The organism is Maribacter sp. BPC-D8, assembly GCF_035207705.1.
Lineage (GTDB): Bacteria > Bacteroidota > Bacteroidia > Flavobacteriales > Flavobacteriaceae > Maribacter.
The window spans coordinates 3828068-3847342 of the sequence record NZ_CP128187.1; the positions used below are offsets into that span (position 1 = coordinate 3828068).

Genomic DNA, 19275 nt, shown 5'->3' on the forward strand with positions numbered 1-19275 from the left:
AAAATATGGATATTAAAGAAATTCAAAGCCTTATCAAGTTTGTAGCCAAGTCAGGCGCCAGCGAGGTAAAACTGGAAACGGATGATATTAAGATCACCATTCGTACCGGAAGCTTATCAGCTAATTCTGAGCCAACTTATGTGCATACGATGCCTATGGCTCAACAAGCTATGCCTGCAGCCCCTGCACCAGTAGAAGTTCAGGCAGCAGCCGGAGCTACAGAAGCTGAAAAGCAGAAAGCTGAAGATGATAAATACATCACTATAAAGTCTCCGATCATTGGTACTTTTTACAGAAAGCCTTCTCCAGACAAACCAGTTTTTGTTGAGGTAGGACAAACTATTGGTATTGGAGATGTACTTTGTGTAATTGAAGCAATGAAATTGTTCAACGACATCGAATCTGAAGTTTCTGGTACTATCGTTAAGATATTAGTAGATGATTCTTCACCAGTTGAGTTTGATCAACCATTATTTTTGGTAGATCCGTCTTAACTAAATTTTGAGTAGTTATTGTTAGATGCCGTTGCTAAACGGTGTTTAAGAATGTTATGGAACCAAGAACTTAAAATTTAAAAGATGTTTAAAAAAATACTGATTGCCAATAGGGGAGAGATCGCTTTGCGTGTTATTCGTACCTGTAAAGAAATGGGTATTAAAACGGTAGCTGTATATAGTAAGGCAGATGAAGAAAGTTTACATGTGCGTTTTGCAGATGAAGCTGTATGTATTGGTCCTGCTGCTAGTAGCGAATCTTATTTAAAGATCCCTAATATAATTGCAGCTGCAGAGATTACAAATGCAGATGCTATTCACCCAGGTTATGGTTTTCTTTCAGAAAATTCAAAGTTCTCACGCATATGTGCTGAGCATGATATAAAATTTATTGGTGCCTCTGGTGATCAAATAGACAAAATGGGAGATAAGGCTACGGCCAAAGAAACCATGAAAGAAGCTGGTGTACCTTGTGTACCTGGTTCAGAAGGTCTTTTGAAAGATGTTGCAGATGCCAAGAAGATAGCCAAGAAAATGGGCTACCCTGTAATGATCAAAGCTACTGCCGGTGGTGGTGGTAAGGGTATGCGTGCTGTGTTCTCTGAAGATAAAATGGAAGAGCTTTTTGATAGCGCCGTAAACGAAGCAACTGCTGCTTTTGGTAATGGCGGTATGTACATGGAAAAGCTGATTGAAGAGCCACGTCATATTGAAATTCAAATTGTAGGTGATCAATATGGTAAAGCATGTCACTTATCTGAAAGAGATTGTTCTATACAACGTCGTCACCAAAAGTTGACAGAAGAGACTCCGTCACCTTTCATGACAGATAAGTTAAGAGAAGCAATGGGTGAAGCTGCGGTTAAGGCTGCAGAATACATAAAATATGAAGGCGCTGGTACCATAGAATTTTTGGTAGATAAGCATCGTAAGTTCTATTTTATGGAAATGAATACTCGTATTCAGGTAGAGCACCCAATTACAGAACAGGTTATTGATTACGATTTAATTCGTGAGCAAATTCTTGTAGCTGCAGGTGTGCCAATTTCAGGTAAAAACTACCTTCCAAAATTACATTCTATCGAGTGTAGAATTAATGCGGAAGATCCTTATAATAACTTTAGACCATCGCCAGGTAAGATTACAACCTTACATACGCCAGGTGGTCATGGGGTAAGAATGGATACTCACGTATATAGTGGGTATAGTATTCCTCCAAATTACGATTCAATGATCGCTAAGTTGATAACTACTGCCCAAACTAGGGAAGAAGCAATCAATAAAATGAAGCGAGCTTTAGATGAGTTTGTAATTGAAGGAATTAAGACCACCATTCCATTTCATAGGCAGTTAATGGACCACCCAGATTATTTGGCTGGTAATTATACAACAGCCTTTATGAACGATTGGAAAATGAATCCACTTAAAGAAGATTAATCAAGAAAACTCCAACAGCAATGTTGGAGTTTTTTTTATTTTAATTCTTTTGAGAAATTACATTTTATCCTGTTTAAGTATATTTAAAGATAAAAGTTCATTTAACCTCTATTTTTTAATGACCAAAATTATAACTATTTCCGCATTATTATTTTTCATCATTGGATGTAAGGATAGCTCTGTAGAGAAGAAAAAAGATGATATAGTAGTAAAAGAAGCGGTAAAATCTTCAAGCAAAACGATCAGCTTTACATTTGATGATGGTGTTACTTCTGATTTAGGTGGCTTTGCCTTTGAAGATTGGAACCAAATGTTACTTAAGCACTTAGATACCAACAATCTTAAGGCTATTTTTTATGTAACTGGTAAAAATAAATTGGATAAAAAAGGTCAATACTTATTGACTAGCTGGAATGAAAAGGGGCATAATATAGCCAACCATACTTTTACACATCCTAATTTTAACTCTGAAAAGAATAATACAGTTTTATTTGAAAATGAATTGAACAAGACAGATTCTATCATTTCTAAGTTTAGTAATTCAGTCAAATATTTTAGGTTTCCATATTTAAAAGAAGGCGCAAGTAAGCTTAAGGTAGATAGTATTAGAAATGTTCTTAAAGCTCATAAATACAAAAATGGGTATGTCACTATTGATGCATCAGATTGGTATATAAACCAACGCCTATTAAAGCGAATAAAAGAGGTTGGGTTAGATAAAGCAGACATAGATCAGTTTAAGAAGTATTATTTACAGCATTTAATCGATAGGGCAAATTATTATGAAAAGCTATCGTATGAGTTGAACGACAGACATATTAACCACACAATATTGCTCCATCATAATTTAACTTCAGCTTTGTTTTTAGGAGACTTAATACAAGAATTTAAAAATAAAGGATGGACCGTTATTGATGCCGATAAAGCATATGCCGATGAGGTTTTTGAGAATCAACCCAATTCAGAATTTGCTGGTGAAAGTCTTATTTGGTCTTTGGCAAAACAATCAGGAAAATATGAAAACATCCTTAGGTATCCGGCAGAAGATAGTAGGTATGAAAAAGACGAAATGGATGCAAGAGGATTATAATTCAATAAACTAAATTATACAATGAACCTAAGCTACTGGGAACGTACATCGTGGTTTTCGAATATCGATTATACTATTATTGGTAGTGGTATTGTAGGCTTAAATTGTGCATTAGAATTAAGGAGGAAGCATCCAAAAGCACGTATTCTTATTTTAGAAAAAGGGAAACTTCCACAAGGTGCGAGTACCAAAAATGCCGGGTTTGCCTGTTTTGGTAGTATTTCTGAAATTTTATCCGACTTAAAAACACACTCAGAACAAGAGGTAATTGATCTGGTGCAAGAACGATATAATGGTATACATTCTTTGCGCAACCTTTTAGGTGATGCCGCTATTGGTTATCAGAATAATGGCGGACACGAGTTATTTTTAAACAAGGATATAGGGTTGTACGAGCGTTGTCTGAAGGAATTAAAATCGGTAAATGAGTTACTACATCCTGTTTTTAAAGCGGATGCCTTTAAGGTCACTCCAGACTCTTTCAATTTTAAAGGAATTAACAACAACTATATTTCTCAGGTTTTTGAAGGGCAAATTGATACCGGTAAGATGATGACATCTTTAGTGCAATTAGCCCAGCAAAAAGGCAACACAATTGTAAATTCAACCAAAGTACATTCTTTTGAAGATGCAGGTTCAGAAGTAATTGTCAAAACAGATGACCTAGAATTTACAACCAAAAAATTACTGATAGCTACTAATGGTTTTGCCGCCCAATTATTATCTGAGAACGTGAAACCTGCACGAGCGCAAGTGTTGATTACAAAGCCAATTAAAGATTTACATATAAAAGGCACTTTTCATTTAGAAGAAGGCTATTACTATTTTAGAAATATTGATAATCGTATTTTGTTGGGAGGAGGTCGTAATTTGGACTTTAAAGCCGAAGAAACTACTGAATTTGAAACTACTGCCTTGGTTGAGAATAAACTAAAGCAACTATTAAATACAGTCATTTTGCCAAATACCACCTTTGAAATCGATTACAGCTGGAGCGGTATAATGGGTGTTGGTCAACAGAAGAAACCCATTGTAAAACAAGTGTCTAATAATGTGGCATGCGGAGTACGACTAGGCGGTATGGGTATTGCCATAGGCAGCACAATTGGTAAAAAATTAGCTAATTTGATTAATTAATTTATGCTCAGTTTAACCTGTTTTTTTAAATCTTATCCAAAAGGCAACGGTACTCTTAATTTTATTTATAAATTGTATATCCCCTTTGATTACCTATTACCCTAAAATGCACTTATCGGTTTACCTAGAACAGTAGACTTTTAAGATGGTTTGTAATAGCATAGTATACTATATGAGAACATTTTTAAGAAGAAGTGCTGCAGCTGTACTAACAGTTGTTATAGGGGGTATTTGCCTTACCAGTTGTGGTTTATCTAAAACGGACTACCAACGAGAATATGCAAAAGTCTGGAAAGAGCATATAAAAAGTGAAGCATGGAAAGAATCGTTAATAGCTGATAATTCATATGCCAACGACGATTTATACGCAAGTACAGATGCCGATGTTCCCCTAGCTGAAGATGAGAGCATAGATGCTGGTTTCAATAAAACATATGAATCATTAGTATCTCAGGCATATTTCAAAATTATTACCGAAGCAGAAAAAGCCGATACCAAAATCACTGCAGACTATAAATTATTGCATGATGAAGAAGCAACTGTAAAGGTTGACAAAAAGAGAGTTCAATCTATTACAAAGCGTTACGAAGCACATAAGGCAATGCTAAGCGGACTTAAATCATGGAACATATTTAGTGATGATCGTTCTGGCGATTTAGACTATTTTAAAGCTGAAAATAAAATAGAGATTCAAAAGATGATAAGTGCTGGTGAAAGTGATAATCAAATTGTAAATTACTTGATCTATAAACTGGCAGATCTGTATCACATTGAAGGAAACTGAATCACTTGAGATTTTAAAAAAAGAGGCTTACGACTTTTGCGTGCATTTCGTTAACGATAGGCTGACGAGAATACAGAATCACATTAAAGAGTTGGAAACTGCGCTAACGTCAGAAACAAAAAGTAGTGCAGGCGATAAGCATGAAACCGGTCGTGCCATGATACAGTTAGAACGAGAAAAATTAGGTCAGCAACTCGCAGAATTAGAAAAAACCCAACAACTACTTTCAAAAGTACCAAAAGACAGAAAAGCCCCAACGGTAGGTTTAGGTAGTTTGGTCGTTACAGATTCATTTGTGTATTACATAGCTATTTCGGCAGGGGAATTTAAGAGTAAACCTAAATCGGTTTACTGTATATCTGCCGCGACACCTATTGGTAAACTCGTCTTTGGTAAAGCCGTTGGAGATATTTTTAGTTTTAATGGTAAGGAGTTGGCTATTGTTGGTGTTCAATAGTTTTTAGTCATTTACAATCCAATTTAAATGGGACAAAGTTCGACATACTACGAAATCACAAAGACTGTTTTTTTTAAAATAAAAGCAGACCCATTATTATTTGAGATTTCAGAAATAGAATCATTTGAAACTTTAGAAAAAAAATGCTTTTGGAATAGAATTTATTCTTAAAAAAATTTTGGATTCCCAATACCATAAAACTGTTGATTCATTATTCTATCCCAAAGATTATTTGGGCGAAAAACCAGATTTTTAAAATTTCAATATTGATCAATTTGATCAATTTATTGATAATTCAATTAGTTATTTATCATCAGTTGAAATTTCAACAATAGATAAGTTGTTGAAGACAGTAACCGTAAATTGTTTGGATGAAAACTATAATTCGCAAGAATTAAATTCTAATAGAGTATATCCTGAAGTTTGGCACGATAATGAATCTAGTGACCGAGCATTTAATAAAGGGGATATTATTGATGGTATTGGTCAATTAAAATCTATCTTCAACAGAGCAAAACTTAATGAAAGTTACATTTTTGTTTTTTCAGGATAAAAAAGACAAACTTCAATATCGAGAATGAAAAGAATTTTTATTTTTTTGGTTTTTATGACTCTAGGTTGCTCTTCGCAGAAGGTAAATAATGGAAATAGTGAAATAGAGAATACGAACACTTCATTTGATGATTTTACAAAGAATACGACTGTAAAATTAATTACCATACTTCCAAAATGTATAACTGAAACGCACTCTATTTTCAATGAAGAATTTACTGAAAGAATTAGTAGTAAAACTGTTGAGAATTGTGATTATGAGTCAATTATTATAAATAAAAAAAGTAGTCTTAGAAATAGTGAAGTGGATTTGAAAGATGACTATATCGGTAAACGAATTAGTTTAAAGAAATCGGATTATGACAGATTATTTAGAGTAAGTGATAGTCAAGTTTCAGAATCGATAATTGTAGTTGCTGATTGTTATAAGCCTAGGCATGGGCTTATGTTTTATGATTCGGAGTTAAGGTTAAAAGGGTTTTTAGAGATTTGTTTTGAATGTAATCGTATAGAAACTGTAGGAGAAGTTCCGGTAGGGATTATATCTTTTGGAGAGGAAATGAGCAATTTGAAGAAAATTTATAACGAGTACAACTTACTCAACCCTAATTAAAATAATAGATCTGAAATGTAATGTAAACTGAGGCTGTAAATTATGGTCTGTGTATATTTATTCATTCTGTTTTCTAAAATTTACAACCACCAAGCATGGAAATATTCTACTTACTTCTCGCGGTCATTGCCATAATTATATTGACGACAAAGCTTAAGATTCATGCTTTTCTTGCACTGTTCATTATTTCAATTTTATACGGAATTTTTGCCGGTATGCCTTATGCTGATATCATTGTATCTATCAATGAAGGTTTTGGCGGTACACTAGGTAAAATAGGGTTGATTATTGTACTCGGAGTCATCATTGGTGCGTTTTTAGAACATACCGGTGGTGCATTTGCCATTGCAGAAAAAGTATTGGGCTTAATAGGGAAGAAACGGGTGACTACGGCAATGGGGATTATCGGTTATATCGTGTCTATACCTGTCTTTGCAGATAGCGGTTTTATGCTGCTGCACCCTTTAAATAAAAGTCTTTCCAAGAAAGCGAAAATATCAATTGCTGGTCCGGCAATAGCGTTAGGTTTAGGCTTAATGGCATCGCATACTATGGTACCTCCAACTCCGGGGCCGATTGCAGCTGCAGGTATTCTTGGGGCAGATTTAGGTTTGGTTATCGCTTTCGGGTTTCCAACAAGTATCGTGGCTTTGATTGTCGGAATCATATTCGCTAAAAAGTATGCATCAAAAACCATGATAGCACCAGATGTTGAAGATGCACTTGAAGCAGAACAAGAGATTAAAGATTCGCCAAGTGCTTTAAAAGCATCTATACCCATTCTAGTTCCTATTTTTCTAATTGTCTTGAAGTCCGTTCTAAACTCTATGGATGTCGGACAAGAAAATGGACTGTTAGATTTTATCAATTTTGTGGGTGAGCCAGTTATATCTTTATTAATTGGCGTATTCTTATGTCTGTTCTTGCCTAAAAAATTAAATTACGATATGCTCTCATCAGCAGGTTGGGTGGGTAAGGCAATTAAAGATGCAGCTTCTATATTATTGATTACAGGCGCTGGCGGAATCTTTGGTAAAATATTACAGAACTCAGGCATTGCAGAAATTCTAGGGCAAACCTTGACGGACTATAATATGGGTATTTTCTTGCCATTTGTATTGGCTGCTGCCTTAAAAACAGCACAAGGTTCTTCTACGGTGGCACTGGTAACGACAGCTTCTATTATCATGCCTATGATGTCATCTTTAGGTTTTGACACCGAAATACAGAAAGCACTGGTAGTGGTTGTGATTGGTGCAGGTTCTGCGGTAATCTCTCATGCAAACGATAGCTTCTTTTGGGTGGTAACACAAATGAGCGGCATGAATGTAAAAACAGGGTATCGCCTTTTCGGTTTAGGTACAGGTGTTCTAGGTCTTACAGGTGCGATAACTGTGTTTGTGTTTTATTCCATTTTCGCATAAAACGATATAGCTATTAGTAGTCTGGCTTACCGCGATTCAGCTTTTTGAGAGAGGCAATTTTCTTGCCCTTCAACCTTTTTTCAATAGATGATCTAGTAGGTCTACTTTTCTTTCTAGCCTTAGGTACTACTAAAGATTTTTCTAGAAGTTTAAAGAATCGTTTAATTACCAATTCTTTGTTCTTATGCTGGCTGCGAGATTCATCGCACTGTAATATTAGAAGTCCCTCTTTACTCAGTTTGTTTTCTAATTTTAGAAGCGCCCTCTTTTTCTGGCGTTCTGTTAGTCCCGCTGAAGATTCGATATGGAAAGATAATTCTACTTTAGAAGAAACTTTATTGGCATGCTGACCACCAGGACCACTACTTCTAATGGCTTTAAACTGTAACTCGGTAAGAATCTGTTCTTGGTTCATAACATGCTTTTAAATTAATTAGCAGCAGCTTCTTGTATACGCTGATTGATAGTTTCAATAGCCACATTTAAAAACAATTCTTTCCCTTTCGGGTATAATTTATCTGCATTGAAAAAGATGGTTTCATCATCATCGCTTTTACTTTCTGTTAAGTAATAGGCACCCATTGGGTATGCTTTTTCTACAATAACATGAAAGCCAGATGAAGGCGAAACTCGAAACTCATGTGCATAGACAATTATTTTCCTTTTTGTATTTGCATAGGTTTTAAGGACATCTATAGAAATCATACTTGCCTCACCAAAAAGAGAAGCGACATATAAGTTTTTAGGATTTTTATAAAGCTCCATAGGTCTTGCCCTTGCTATAATGCCTTTATCGCGTAAAACAACGGCACGATCTGCAAAAGGTAAAACATCGTTTACATCGTGGGTAGCAACAATAGTAGTAATAAGATTCTCTTTCAGGTAATTGAAGATATTTCTACGTAAGCTGTTTTTTAGAAAGTTGTCGATATGACTAAAGGGTTCGTCTAAGAGTAGCACTTGCGGCTTTTGAGCTAGTACTCTTGCTAAAGCGACACGTTGTTGCTGACCGCCGCTTAACGTTTTCACCTTCTTATCGGCAAACTCGGTCATCTCTATCATTTCTAATAGCTCTTCAGTTCTTTCTTTTAATTCATCGGGATAAAAAACAGAGAGATACTGGCTAATATTTTCAGCAACGGTGATGAACGGCATTAAATCAAAATCTTGAGATAGGTACTTCATGAAAGGCGCACCAGGAACTAAGTTGTAAGCCGGACCTAAAATTTGTTCGTCTTCCCAGAAAATTTCTCCTTCATCTAAATCCATCAAACCATACATTAGTTTGAGCAAGGTGCTTTTACCGCATCCGCTTTCACCAATGATAGCCACATGCTCTCCACGTTGAATACGCAAATTAACAGCTTCTAAAACTGGAAGTTTATCATATGAAAATGATAGATTCTCTACTCGTAACATGTTTTTATTCTTAGGAATGCAAAATTGAAAAATCCGTTCCAATTTGAAACGGATTTTTCAATAATTTATTGATTTCAAAAGGTAATTACTCCTTAAAATCTTTCAAAATGCTTTTATTAGGTAGCTCGGTGTAGCCCATATTATAGAGTGTAAAGCCGAAAATATCTGCATATTGTTCAATAGTTTTACTCACAGGCGTACCTGCACCATGACCGGCATTTGTTTCAATACGTATTAAGGTTGGGTTCGTACCTTCTTGTTTTTCTTGAAGTTCTGCTGCAAACTTAAAACTATGTGCCGGTACTACTCTGTCGTCATGATCACCGGTAGTAACCAAAGTAGCAGGATAAGCTGTACCCGCTTTTACATTATGCACTGGCGAATAGCCTTTTAGGTACTGAAACATTTCATCATCGTCTTCTGCAGTACCGTAATCATAAGCCCACCCGGCGCCAGCCGTAAATGTATGATAGCGCAACATATCCATAACTCCAACTGCAGGCAATGCTACTTGCATTAAATCTGGTCTTTGTGTCATTGTGGCGCCAACTAGCAATCCGCCATTAGAACCTCCGCGAATGGCTAAGTATTCTTTTGAAGTATATTTGTTATCCACTAAGTATTCTGCAGCAGCGATAAAGTCATCGAATACATTTTGTTTTTTAGTTTTAATACCCGCATCATGCCATTTTTTACCATATTCGCCACCACCACGTAGATTGGGAACAGCATAAATTCCGCCTTGTTCCATCCAAACGGCATTACCGATACTGAATGACGGAGTTAAACTTACATTGAATCCGCCATAGGCATAAAGAATTGTTGGGTTTTTACCATTCAATTCTGTATCCTTTTTATAAGTGATAATCATAGGTACTTTGGTACCATCTTTAGAAGCATAGAAAACTTGCTCAGAAGTATAATCTGCGGGATTAAAATCTATTTCTGGTTTCCAGTATAATTCATATTCACCGGTTGCAGGGTCAAATTTATAGGTAGAACTGGGAGTGTTGTAATTGGTAAAAGAGAAGTACAATTCTTTATCATCTTTCTCACCACCAAATCCGCCAACGGATCCTATACCTGGTAATTTTACTTCACGAATTAGTTTACCATCATAATCATATTGATTCACCTTCGAAATGGCATCGACCATATATTCGGTAAAGAAGTAACCGCCACCCGTATCCGGACTTAATACATTTTCTGTTTCGGGGATGAAATCTATCCAATTTTTTGCTTCAGGATTAGCAGCGTCAACCGTAACTATTTTCTTGTTGGGTGCATTTCTATTCGTAACGATATACAGCTTAGAACCGATGTTGTCAATAACATAGTTATCAGAATCGGTGTCTTCGACCATGGGGATAAGTAATCCGTTCGGGTCTTCTAAATTTTGAATAAACAGTTTGTTGCCAGAAGTAGAAACAGATGCACTTATTAATAGATACTTATTGTCTTCGGTGACATTAGCACCAATGTAGCGATGCTTTTCTAGAGAAGTACCACCAAATATAAGTTTGTCGTCTTTTTGATGAGTGCCTAATTTATGATAGTATACCTTGTGTTGATCGGTTTTAGCCGATAGCTCACTACCTTTTGGTTTGTCGTAACTAGAATAGTAAAATCCTTCATTACCTTTCCAAGAGAGTCCGCTGAATTTAATATCAATTAAGGTGTCTTCGACAATCTCTTTAGTTTCAGCATTTAGAATAATCGCTTTTCGCCAATCGCTACCACCTTCAGAAATTAGGTAAGCTGCCAATGAACCATCTTTGGTGAAGCTTAAGCTAGCTAAAGATGTTGTACCATCTTCAGAAAAGGTATTTGGGTCTAAAAAAACCTCAGGCTTTTCATCGCCTTTAGCTCTATACACTACATATTGATTTTGGAGTCCGTCATTTTTATAAAAATAGGTGTAATCCCCTTTTTTAAACGGAGAACCTAGTTTCTCATAATTCCATAGTTTTTCAAGACGATTTTTTAAATCATTTCTAAAAGGAATATTTTCTAAATAACCGAATGTAGTTTTATTTTGTTCTTTTACCCAAGCCTCAGTCTCTGGGCTTCTATCATCTTCTAACCAACGATATGGGTCTTTAACTTCGGTGCCAAAATAAGTATCTACAGTATCAACTTTTGCGGTAACAGGATAATTCACAATAATGGGTTCAGGTTTAGATTCGTTTTTACAGGAAGAAATTAGCGCAAAGGCAAGTAGCGCAGGTATTACTTTTTTCATGAGTAGTTCAGTTTGTACTAAAATACCATAAAAAAACCTTCAAAACAGTGAAGTTTTGAAGGTTTTAACTTTGTACAGGGTATAAATTAAACTAAGCCTTTTTCTACTAGGTATTCTGAGATTTGAACAGCGTTTGTTGCAGCACCTTTTCTAAGGTTATCGGCAACGATCCACATATTCAAAGTGTTTCTTTGCGTTTCATCTCTACGTATACGACCAACAAATACTTCATCTTTATTATGAGCATATATTGGCATAGGGTAGGTATTTGTATCAGGGTTATCTTGAACAGTTACTCCGGGCATTTCATTTAACAAACGACGAACCTCGTTAAGTTCAAAGTCATTTTCGAACTCTACGTTTACAGATTCTGAATGACCGCCAGCAGTAGGTATACGAACTGCAGTAGCACTAATTGAAAATGTACGATCATCTAGAATTTTCTGCGGTTCACGTGCCAATTTCATTTCTTCTTTGGTGTATCCGTTTTCCATGAAAACATCGCAATGTGGTAATGCATTTCTACCGATTGGGTAAGGATACGCCATTTCGCCTTGTATACCTGCGATTTCGTTTTCTAGTTGTTTTACCGCTTTTACCCCAGTACCAGAAACCGACTGATAGGTAGAAACAACAACACGTTTCATTTTATATTTCTTGTGCAATGGGTATAGTGCCATTACTAACTGAATAGTAGAGCAATTAGGGTTTGCTATAATTTTATCTTCGGCAGTAAGCTCATGAGCATTGATCTCAGGAACAACCAATTTTTTGGTCGGATCCATTCGCCAAGCAGAAGAGTTGTCTACTACGGTAGTACCAACTTCTGCAAATTTTGGAGCCCATTCTAAAGAAGTGTCACCACCTGCAGAGAATATGGCAATATTAGGTCTTGCGGCTACAGCATCTGCTAAACCGATAACTGTATGCTCTTTACCTTTAAAGGTCAATTTTTTACCTACAGAACGTTCAGAGGCAACAAGTAATAATTCCGTTAAAGGAAAATTACGTTCAGCCAATACTTTCAACATTACTTCGCCAACCATGCCTGTGGCACCAATTACAGCTACTTTCATTTGTAAAACATTTTATTAAGCGGCAAAAATAAGTAATACTGGTACTTGCGCAAGTAAAAAAGAAAAGAATAATCAAAATATAACAAATTGTTTAAATTGTAACAATTGTCTATTTAGAGGCAATTTGCAAAGTGAGGTAAAAAAAGAACCGTCAACAATGTTAGCGTAACAAAGTTGACGGTTTTAATTAATGTAAGTTGCAGTGCAACGGTACCCTATAATTAGGGAGTATTATTTAAGATTACTTTTTTAAAGAATCTCTTATCTCAATCAATAATTCTTCAGCTGTAGGTCCTTTTGGAGCTTCTTCAACTGGAGCTGGAGGAGTTTTACTTTTGTTGTAAGCTTTAACTAGCAAGAACATTACAAATCCAACGATCAACAAGTTAACAATAGTGTTGATCCATGCACCCCAACGGATAGCATTTTCTGGCTTAGCAATTGCGCCATCTGCACCAACTACTGCTTCATCTAAGATCAATTTCAAATCTGCAAAATCAACTCCACCTGCGAAGTGACCTACGATTGGCATGATGATATCAGCAACAAATCCGTTTACTACTAATCCTACTGCTCCAGCTAAAATAACTGCTACAGCAAAATCGATGACGTTACCCGTCAAAATAAAATTCTTGAATTCTTTTAACATGTTTACTTAATTTTTATTAATGGTTAAATTTAAAAAGTAACGCAATTTACTAAAAAAATCGATTCCTTAATGAAATGTTAACGAATCAATTTTTAATAATTCGCTTAATGCGTTGAGAAAGTCCCGTAAGTATTTCATAGGTTATGGTTTGGGCAGTCTCCGCAAATTCGTTTGCTGACAGGTTTTTTCCAAAAATTTCAACTTCATCACCTTCTTCACATTCAATATTGGTGACATCTACCATAATCATATCCATACAAACATTTCCAATAATTGGAGCTAATTTTCCGTGTATACTAACATATGTTTTTCCATGGCCATATTCCCTACCTATACCATCTGCATGACCTAAAGGCAAGGTTGCGGTTATGGTTTTGTGGTCAGATTTGTATTTGCGATTGTAGCCAACAGATTCACCTGTAGGTATCGTATGTTTTTGAGATATGATTGTTTTTAGTGTCATTACCGGTTGCAATTCAGCATCTATATGTGGTTCGTTACCATAACCGTAAAGTCCTATTCCACTTCTAACCATATCATATTGCGCATGCGGGTAATTAATAATGCCCGAGGTATTGAGCACATGCTTTAAAGTCTTGGTTGTAAACAGTGCATCCACCTTTTTGCAAATAGCATCAAACCGAGTTAATTGAAGATTGGTAAAGTCAGTTTCGTTTGCATCTTCAGTAGCTGCCAAGTGCGATAACAGTGCAATTACCTGAACTGCTTTTTGTTGATTAATAAGAGAAGAGATTTCAGGTAAGTCATCCGCAGAAAAACCTAATCTATTGAGTCCCGTATTAAATTTTAAGTGAATAGGATAATCTGTCTTACCCATTTCTTCGGCAGTTGCTATAAAATCCGATAGAATAGTTTTTGAATATATGCTAGGCTCAAGATTGTTTTCGATGAGCGTTTTAAAATGAGTTTTCTGTGGGTGAAGCACTAAAATGGGAGCGGTAATACCGCCTTCCCTGAGCGTTACACCTTCATTTACATAAGCAACGGCAAAATAATCAACGCCTAAATTTTGAAGGTATGTGGCAATAGCAACAGAATCACTACCATAAGCATATGCCTTTACTACCGCCATAAATTTGGTATCGGGCTTTATTTTAGAGCGTAAAAAAGTGTAGTTATGACCAAGTGCCTTTAGATCAATTTCTAAAACGGTTTCCTCTGCCTTAGCCATTTTCATTCTTTTTGATGGTATCGATTTCCTCAGATTTTACATCTATCGTTTTCACCTTTTCTTTAAGCATAGCTTTGTAATATGCACCTCTACTTAAGGGTTCATATTCATTTACTTCGCCCAACATAACCAATTTATCGTTGTTAGATTTTCTAAAACTATAATTTGCCAAGTTGCCCGTGCGTGTGCAAATGGCGTGTACTTTAGTAACATATTCTGCAGTAGCCATAAGAGCAGGCATGGGTCCGAAGGGTTTTCCTTTAAAGTCCATGTCTAGTCCGGCAACAATAACTCTAACACCTTTATTCGCTAGGTCATTGCAAACAGTAACTATTTCATCATCAAAAAATTGGGCTTCATCAATACCGATAACGTCGCAGGTATCTGCTAGAATACGAATATTGGCAGCTGCGGGTACTGGCGTAGAACGAATTTCGTTGGCATCGTGCGATACCACCATTTCATCATCATAACGGGTATCTACCATAGGTTTAAATATTTCAACCTTTAACTTGGCAAACTGCGCTCTTTTAAGTCTACGAATCAATTCTTCTGTCTTTCCAGAAAACATCGACCCGGCAATGACTTCTATCCAGCCGAATTGTTCTTTATGATTAACTGTGTTTTCGAGAAACATTTTGTAATTTTAGACGAAAATAATGGGATTTTCGTTTATTCTTTAAAGATGATAAAGGTATTTAAAAAACCCACTATTTAAGTCTTTACCGTAAAATTTGTGAGATGAAAAATAAGTTGAAACTGGAATTGAGAAAGTTATCTACAGAAATTTTGACTGCTGATAATTTAGATGATGTAACAAATTTGTATGAGGTTTCTAAAAACCTATATGAGAAACTTGCTGTGCTTAAGTTTATTGAGGTCGAACTCAATGATATGGAAGTTGATGTTTCTAAAAATGCCATTGCCGCAAAATTTGAAGAAATGGCAAATGCGGTTTTGAAAGAAAATAAAGGTGTACCTGAGAGTAATCCGCATGATGAGGATATCGTTAAGCACCCAGGCATGGAAACTATAAAAGGGTTTATTTCTGAAATGCCGGATAATGATCAGTTAGAAGATGTTTTGGCAGAATTTATGTCAAAGCCCAATCTAATGAAAAATGATATGGAGCTTTTTACACCATCTAAAGAGGACTTAAAGCAACCAGATGCTACACCAAAATCATTGAATGACCGTTTGGCAAAAAGTAATGTAAAAGTAGATTTGAACGATCGCTTGGCATTTGTAAAACATTTGTTTAATAATAGTATGGAAGATTATAACCGTGTGCTATCTCAGTTAAATACTATTGATACAGAAGAGCGTTCGATATCTTTTATAAAAAATATGGTAAAACCAGATTATAATAACTGGGCTGGTAAAGAACCCTATGAAGAGCGATTTATTGAATTGGTATCTCGTAGATTCTCTTAATTAATACCATATAAGTAAAAAACCCAGCACTTGTGTTGGGTTTTTTACTTGATAATCGAAATCTAAATTAAATTTTCAATTCAATACCTCGCAGTCCTGCTTAGAGGTTTTTTACTTTAAAATACATGGGAAAGCTTTATTTAGTACCTACACCGATCGGAAATTTAGAGGATATGACCTTAAGGGCAATTCGTATTCTGAAAGAGGTAGATTTAATACTTGCGGAAGACACACGTACCAGCGGAAAATTATTGCATCATTTTGAGATTGGTACACAGATGAAAAGTCACCATATGCACAACGAGCATAATATGGTCGATTATTTGGTAGGTAAGCTAAAAGGAGGTGAGAATATTGCACTCATTTCAGATGCAGGTACACCGGCAATTTCAGATCCTGGTTTTCTTTTAACCCGTGCCTGTGTAGAAGCGGGTATTGAGGTCGACTGCTTGCCGGGCGCAACAGCTTTTGTACCAGCTTTGGTCAATAGTGGTCTGCCAAATGACAAGTTTGTTTTTGAGGGATTTTTACCCGTAAAAAAGGGCAGGCAGACACGGTTGAAATTATTGGCAGAAGAACCACGTACCATTATCTTTTATGAATCTCCGCATAAGCTGCTAAAGACTTTAGCGCATTTTGTGGAATATTTCGGAGCAGAAAGACCTATTTCCGTTTCAAGAGAGTTAACTAAGCTCTACGAAGAAACAGTTCGAGGCACAGCCGAAGAAGTATTAAAGCATTTTACAGAGAAACCACCAAAAGGGGAAATTGTAATTGTTGTTGGGGGAAATAAATAAATACTATGACATTAGCAGAGTTCAAGAATAAACTAAGGACTACACCGAAAGAAATTAATTTTTCTGACACCATGGTTGCGATTGATTCGAAATACAGTTTTACACCAACATCATATACTAACGGTAATGTAAGTAACGAAGTTGGTCAAAATTCAGGTTCTTGTAAGCTATTCTCTTTTGCTATTAAAGAAGGACTTTCAAAAGAAGAAACTTTGGCTTGTTTTGGTCAGTACTATTTTGACGAGGTGCTTCTTGACCTTAAAGGAAGTTCGCACCAAAATATTAGAAACTTTATAAATACGGGCTTTGAAGGCTTGTCTTTTGATGGCGAAGCATTGAAGTTGCTTTAGAGTTATTTATTATTAAGATTCCGCTAGTACTCGTTAGAGGCATAAATTATACATCAATTACGCCATGCAAGATTTATTATCTGAAATAAGAGGTTGTACGGTTTGCAAGGCGCATTTGCCTTTAGAACCGCGACCTATTGTTGCAGGTTCTAAAAACTCTAAAATAATAGTAATAGGTCAGGCACCGGGCAGAAAGGCCCATGTAGAAAATAAACCTTGGGATGACCCTAGTGGTAAGAAGCTACGAGAATGGTTAGGTGTCACTGATGAAGAATTTTATAATCCCGATAATTTCGGAATTATACCCATGGGATTCTGTTACCCAGGTAAAGGAAAATCGGGTGACTTGCCACCCAGAAAAGAATGCGCCCCATTATGGCACCCAAGAGTATGGGAAGAATTTAAAAACGTAAAACTGATATTGCTGATCGGCAAATACTCACAAGACCAATATTTAGGAAAACAGGCAAAAAAGAATCTGACGGAGAACGTTTTACACTACGAGGAATACTTGCCAAAATATTTTCTTCTTCCTCACCCATCGCCAGTAAATCGTTTTTGGCGAAGTAAGAATCCGTGGTTCGAAGAAGATGTTGTTGGGGAGTTGCAGCAATTGGTAGCTAAGATTTTGGAATAGGTTCCGTCATTTCACCCTATAGTGCTAGGTGGAAATTTAAAGTATACATCAATAACATCATGCAAGATTTATTATCTAAAATAAGAGGTTGTACTGTTTGTAAGGCGCACTTGCCTTTAGAGCCACGACCCATTGTTGCAGGTACTACTAATTCTAAAATCATATTGGTAAGTCAGGCACCAGGTACAAAAGCTCATGTTGAGAACAAAGCCTGGGACGAACCCAGTGGCAGAAAACTACGAGAATGGCTAGGAGTTTCTGATGAGGTATTCTTTAATCCTGATAATTTTGCGGTACTACCCATGGGTTTTTGCTATCCTGGTAAAGGAAAAACAGGCGACTTACCTCCAAGAAAAGAATGCGCCCCATTATGGCATTCGCAAGTGTGGGATGAATTTAAAAACGTAAAACTGATTCTACTTATTGGTAAATACTCACAAGACCAATATTTAGGTAAACAAGCAAAAAAGAACCTGACGGAAAATGTCTTGCATTACAAAGAATATCTACCAAAGTTTTTCTTGTTACCACACCCATCGCCAGTAAATCATTTTTGGCGAAGTAAGAATCCGTGGTTCGAAAAAGAGGTTGTAGGGGAGTTGAAAGAATTGGTGGCTGATATATTACAAAAATGATGACTTTACTGTTTTTTCAAAAATAAAATGTATCGAGAACCTAACGTGCTCCAAATGGTTCTCGATACATTTTATTATTCAATGAAAATATTGAATAATAAACTACTCGAACTGACAGTAAAACATGTTCGAGCTTATACCCAAAATTAAACGGATTGCTTCTTCCGATAGCTATCGGAATCGCAATGACAATTTTATAATTTTTACCAACAACCAACATGGCGCCTAACAACATCCCAGCCTATATTGTTGTATTTTTGTAGCCTACAAAAAACATAAAATTATGAGTACAACAAATCATATTAGTACAAAGTGGTTGGGCAACATGTCTTTCGAAAGTAATAATCCTTCAGGGCATTCTTTACGAATGGATATCGCCAAAGAAGATGGTGGTGACGGTAGTGGTTTTAGACCAAAAGCATTAATGTTGTCTTCATTAGCGGGTTGCTCTGGCTTAGATGTAGCGGCAATGTTTAAGAAGATGAAATTAGAAGTAGATGAGTTTCATATCGAAACTATCGCAAACTTAACTGATGAGCATCCTAAGTTTTATGACAAAGTAGTTATAGAATATCATTTTCATGGTGAAGACCTAAACGAGAAAAAACTACAAAGAGCAGTAGACTTATCTGTCGAAAAATATTGCGGAGTAATGGAAATGTTCAGACAATTCGCCGAGCTAGATATTAAGACTGTTTTTCATAAAAAATAAAACGCCATTGCGATTCCGATAGCAATCGGAAGAAGCAATCTGTTTGTTTGGTACACCTAAGTGAGAGATTGCTTCGTGCCTCGCAAAGACGATATCGATTATACTCTGAACACTGACAACTGATACTGCCAACTGAGAAATTTG

At 36.2% G+C, this 19275-nt stretch carries 22 protein-coding genes; 15 read left to right on the plus strand and 7 right to left on the minus strand.

The genetic code is table 11. The annotated features are described in order from the left end of the window. The first annotated feature begins 5 nt into the window (after positions 1 to 5). The 9 genes from accB (at position 6) to QSV08_RS16795 (ending at position 7988) form a co-directional block, all read left to right on the plus strand. On the plus strand, positions 6 to 494 hold the full coding sequence (accB, locus tag QSV08_RS16755; protein ID WP_324024858.1) for an acetyl-CoA carboxylase biotin carboxyl carrier protein: 489 nt from the start codon (positions 6 to 8) through the stop codon (positions 492 to 494). 84 nt (positions 495 to 578) lie between these two features. Then, positions 579 to 1931: an acetyl-CoA carboxylase biotin carboxylase subunit gene (gene accC / locus QSV08_RS16760; RefSeq protein WP_324024859.1), complete on the plus strand. Its 1353-nt coding sequence runs from the start codon at positions 579 to 581 to the stop codon at positions 1929 to 1931. A 118-nt stretch (positions 1932 to 2049) separates the two neighbouring features. Further along, complete coding sequence (locus QSV08_RS16765) at positions 2050 to 3021, plus strand: polysaccharide deacetylase family protein (RefSeq protein ID WP_324024860.1); 972 nt, start codon at positions 2050 to 2052, stop codon at positions 3019 to 3021. A 21-nt stretch (positions 3022 to 3042) separates the two neighbouring features. Beyond that, positions 3043 to 4158: an NAD(P)/FAD-dependent oxidoreductase gene (locus QSV08_RS16770; protein WP_324024861.1), complete on the plus strand. Its 1116-nt coding sequence runs from the start codon at positions 3043 to 3045 to the stop codon at positions 4156 to 4158. A 172-nt stretch (positions 4159 to 4330) separates the two neighbouring features. Continuing rightward, entirely contained in the window at positions 4331 to 4942 is a 612-nt protein-coding gene (locus QSV08_RS16775) for a hypothetical protein (protein ID WP_324024862.1), read from the plus strand. Next, the gene (locus QSV08_RS16780) at positions 4929 to 5399 is read left to right on the plus strand and encodes a 3-oxoacyl-ACP synthase (protein WP_324024863.1); all 471 of its coding nucleotides are present in this window, start codon (positions 4929 to 4931) and stop codon (positions 5397 to 5399) included. Before QSV08_RS16775 ends, QSV08_RS16780 begins: the two co-directional genes overlap by 14 nt. A gap of 286 nt (positions 5400 to 5685) precedes the next feature. Beyond that, positions 5686 to 5952 (plus strand): DUF1877 family protein, encoded by a 267-nt coding sequence (locus QSV08_RS16785; protein WP_324028385.1) that lies wholly within the window; start codon positions 5686 to 5688, stop codon positions 5950 to 5952. Positions 5953 to 5976: 24 nt separating this feature from the next. Continuing rightward, complete coding sequence (locus QSV08_RS16790; RefSeq protein ID WP_324024864.1) at positions 5977 to 6564, plus strand: hypothetical protein; 588 nt, start codon at positions 5977 to 5979, stop codon at positions 6562 to 6564. Between the two features lie 95 nt (positions 6565 to 6659). Beyond that, positions 6660 to 7988, plus strand: a complete 1329-nt coding sequence (locus QSV08_RS16795) for a GntP family permease (protein ID WP_324024865.1) — start codon at positions 6660 to 6662, stop codon at positions 7986 to 7988. A gap of 13 nt (positions 7989 to 8001) precedes the next feature. Here QSV08_RS16795 and arfB read toward each other — a convergent pair whose 3' ends face one another. The 7 genes from arfB to QSV08_RS16830 all read right to left on the minus strand — a co-directional run bounded on the left by arfB (position 8002) and on the right by QSV08_RS16830 (position 15203). Further along, positions 8002 to 8403: an alternative ribosome rescue aminoacyl-tRNA hydrolase ArfB gene (gene arfB / locus QSV08_RS16800; protein ID WP_324024866.1), complete on the minus strand. Its 402-nt coding sequence runs from the start codon at positions 8401 to 8403 to the stop codon at positions 8002 to 8004. A 14-nt stretch (positions 8404 to 8417) separates the two neighbouring features. Continuing rightward, complete coding sequence (locus QSV08_RS16805; RefSeq protein ID WP_324024867.1) at positions 8418 to 9407, minus strand: ABC transporter ATP-binding protein; 990 nt, start codon at positions 9405 to 9407, stop codon at positions 8418 to 8420. An 85-nt stretch (positions 9408 to 9492) separates the two neighbouring features. Continuing rightward, entirely contained in the window at positions 9493 to 11649 is a 2157-nt protein-coding gene (locus QSV08_RS16810; RefSeq protein ID WP_324024868.1) for a prolyl oligopeptidase family serine peptidase, read from the minus strand. Positions 11650 to 11735: 86 nt separating this feature from the next. Continuing rightward, on the minus strand, positions 11736 to 12725 hold the full coding sequence (locus tag QSV08_RS16815) for an aspartate-semialdehyde dehydrogenase (RefSeq protein WP_324024869.1): 990 nt from the start codon (positions 12723 to 12725) through the stop codon (positions 11736 to 11738). A 241-nt stretch (positions 12726 to 12966) separates the two neighbouring features. Next, complete coding sequence (gene mscL, locus QSV08_RS16820; protein ID WP_324024870.1) at positions 12967 to 13374, minus strand: large conductance mechanosensitive channel protein MscL; 408 nt, start codon at positions 13372 to 13374, stop codon at positions 12967 to 12969. A gap of 85 nt (positions 13375 to 13459) precedes the next feature. Beyond that, complete coding sequence (gene alr, locus QSV08_RS16825; protein WP_324024871.1) at positions 13460 to 14566, minus strand: alanine racemase; 1107 nt, start codon at positions 14564 to 14566, stop codon at positions 13460 to 13462. Further along, a complete protein-coding gene (locus QSV08_RS16830) occupies positions 14559 to 15203 on the minus strand; it encodes a thymidine kinase (protein WP_324024872.1) in 645 nt (214 codons plus the stop codon). Before QSV08_RS16830 ends, alr begins: the two co-directional genes overlap by 8 nt. Positions 15204 to 15307: 104 nt before the next feature. Here QSV08_RS16830 and QSV08_RS16835 point away from each other — a divergent pair, with 104 nt between their 5' ends. The 6 genes from QSV08_RS16835 to QSV08_RS16860 all read left to right on the plus strand — a co-directional run bounded on the left by QSV08_RS16835 (position 15308) and on the right by QSV08_RS16860 (position 19131). After that, on the plus strand, positions 15308 to 16000 hold the full coding sequence (locus tag QSV08_RS16835) for a hypothetical protein (RefSeq protein ID WP_324024873.1): 693 nt from the start codon (positions 15308 to 15310) through the stop codon (positions 15998 to 16000). Positions 16001 to 16125: 125 nt separating this feature from the next. Further along, positions 16126 to 16797: a 16S rRNA (cytidine(1402)-2'-O)-methyltransferase gene (gene rsmI / locus QSV08_RS16840; RefSeq protein ID WP_324024874.1), complete on the plus strand. Its 672-nt coding sequence runs from the start codon at positions 16126 to 16128 to the stop codon at positions 16795 to 16797. A gap of 5 nt (positions 16798 to 16802) precedes the next feature. Next, positions 16803 to 17147, plus strand: coding sequence for a HopJ type III effector protein (locus tag QSV08_RS16845; RefSeq protein ID WP_324024875.1), 345 nt, complete (start codon positions 16803 to 16805; stop codon positions 17145 to 17147). Positions 17148 to 17211: 64 nt separating this feature from the next. After that, positions 17212 to 17784: a uracil-DNA glycosylase family protein gene (locus tag QSV08_RS16850; RefSeq protein ID WP_324024876.1), complete on the plus strand. Its 573-nt coding sequence runs from the start codon at positions 17212 to 17214 to the stop codon at positions 17782 to 17784. A 59-nt stretch (positions 17785 to 17843) separates the two neighbouring features. Continuing rightward, positions 17844 to 18419, plus strand: coding sequence for a uracil-DNA glycosylase family protein (locus QSV08_RS16855; RefSeq protein WP_324024877.1), 576 nt, complete (start codon positions 17844 to 17846; stop codon positions 18417 to 18419). Positions 18420 to 18702: 283 nt separating this feature from the next. Next, on the plus strand, positions 18703 to 19131 hold the full coding sequence (locus QSV08_RS16860) for an OsmC family protein (RefSeq protein WP_324024878.1): 429 nt from the start codon (positions 18703 to 18705) through the stop codon (positions 19129 to 19131). Positions 19132 to 19275: the final 144 nt, after the last annotated feature.

Bases quoted from the DNA above. Each gene is read 5' to 3' on its own strand.
- QSV08_RS16860 (WP_324024878.1), top strand. From the start codon at position 18,703: ATGAGTACAACAAATCATATTAGTACAAAGTGGTTGGGCAACATGTCT.
- QSV08_RS16805 (WP_324024867.1), bottom strand. From the start codon at position 9,407: ATGTTACGAGTAGAGAATCTATCATTTTCATATGATAAACTTCCAGTT.
- QSV08_RS16835 (WP_324024873.1), top strand. From the start codon at position 15,308: ATGAAAAATAAGTTGAAACTGGAATTGAGAAAGTTATCTACAGAAATT.
- QSV08_RS16765 (WP_324024860.1), top strand. From the start codon at position 2,050: ATGACCAAAATTATAACTATTTCCGCATTATTATTTTTCATCATTGGA.
- QSV08_RS16855 (WP_324024877.1), top strand. From the start codon at position 17,844: ATGCAAGATTTATTATCTAAAATAAGAGGTTGTACTGTTTGTAAGGCG.
- QSV08_RS16810 (WP_324024868.1), bottom strand. From the start codon at position 11,649: ATGAAAAAAGTAATACCTGCGCTACTTGCCTTTGCGCTAATTTCTTCC.
- QSV08_RS16845 (WP_324024875.1), top strand. From the start codon at position 16,803: ATGACATTAGCAGAGTTCAAGAATAAACTAAGGACTACACCGAAAGAA.
- arfB (WP_324024866.1), bottom strand. From the start codon at position 8,403: ATGAACCAAGAACAGATTCTTACCGAGTTACAGTTTAAAGCCATTAGA.
- accB (WP_324024858.1), top strand. From the start codon at position 6: ATGGATATTAAAGAAATTCAAAGCCTTATCAAGTTTGTAGCCAAGTCA.
- QSV08_RS16850 (WP_324024876.1), top strand. From the start codon at position 17,212: ATGCAAGATTTATTATCTGAAATAAGAGGTTGTACGGTTTGCAAGGCG.
- alr (WP_324024871.1), bottom strand. From the start codon at position 14,566: ATGGCTAAGGCAGAGGAAACCGTTTTAGAAATTGATCTAAAGGCACTT.
- QSV08_RS16790 (WP_324024864.1), top strand. From the start codon at position 5,977: ATGAAAAGAATTTTTATTTTTTTGGTTTTTATGACTCTAGGTTGCTCT.
- QSV08_RS16770 (WP_324024861.1), top strand. From the start codon at position 3,043: ATGAACCTAAGCTACTGGGAACGTACATCGTGGTTTTCGAATATCGAT.
- QSV08_RS16830 (WP_324024872.1), bottom strand. From the start codon at position 15,203: ATGTTTCTCGAAAACACAGTTAATCATAAAGAACAATTCGGCTGGATA.
- QSV08_RS16795 (WP_324024865.1), top strand. From the start codon at position 6,660: ATGGAAATATTCTACTTACTTCTCGCGGTCATTGCCATAATTATATTG.
- rsmI (WP_324024874.1), top strand. From the start codon at position 16,126: ATGGGAAAGCTTTATTTAGTACCTACACCGATCGGAAATTTAGAGGAT.
- QSV08_RS16815 (WP_324024869.1), bottom strand. From the start codon at position 12,725: ATGAAAGTAGCTGTAATTGGTGCCACAGGCATGGTTGGCGAAGTAATG.
- accC (WP_324024859.1), top strand. From the start codon at position 579: ATGTTTAAAAAAATACTGATTGCCAATAGGGGAGAGATCGCTTTGCGT.
- mscL (WP_324024870.1), bottom strand. From the start codon at position 13,374: ATGTTAAAAGAATTCAAGAATTTTATTTTGACGGGTAACGTCATCGAT.
- QSV08_RS16775 (WP_324024862.1), top strand. From the start codon at position 4,331: ATGAGAACATTTTTAAGAAGAAGTGCTGCAGCTGTACTAACAGTTGTT.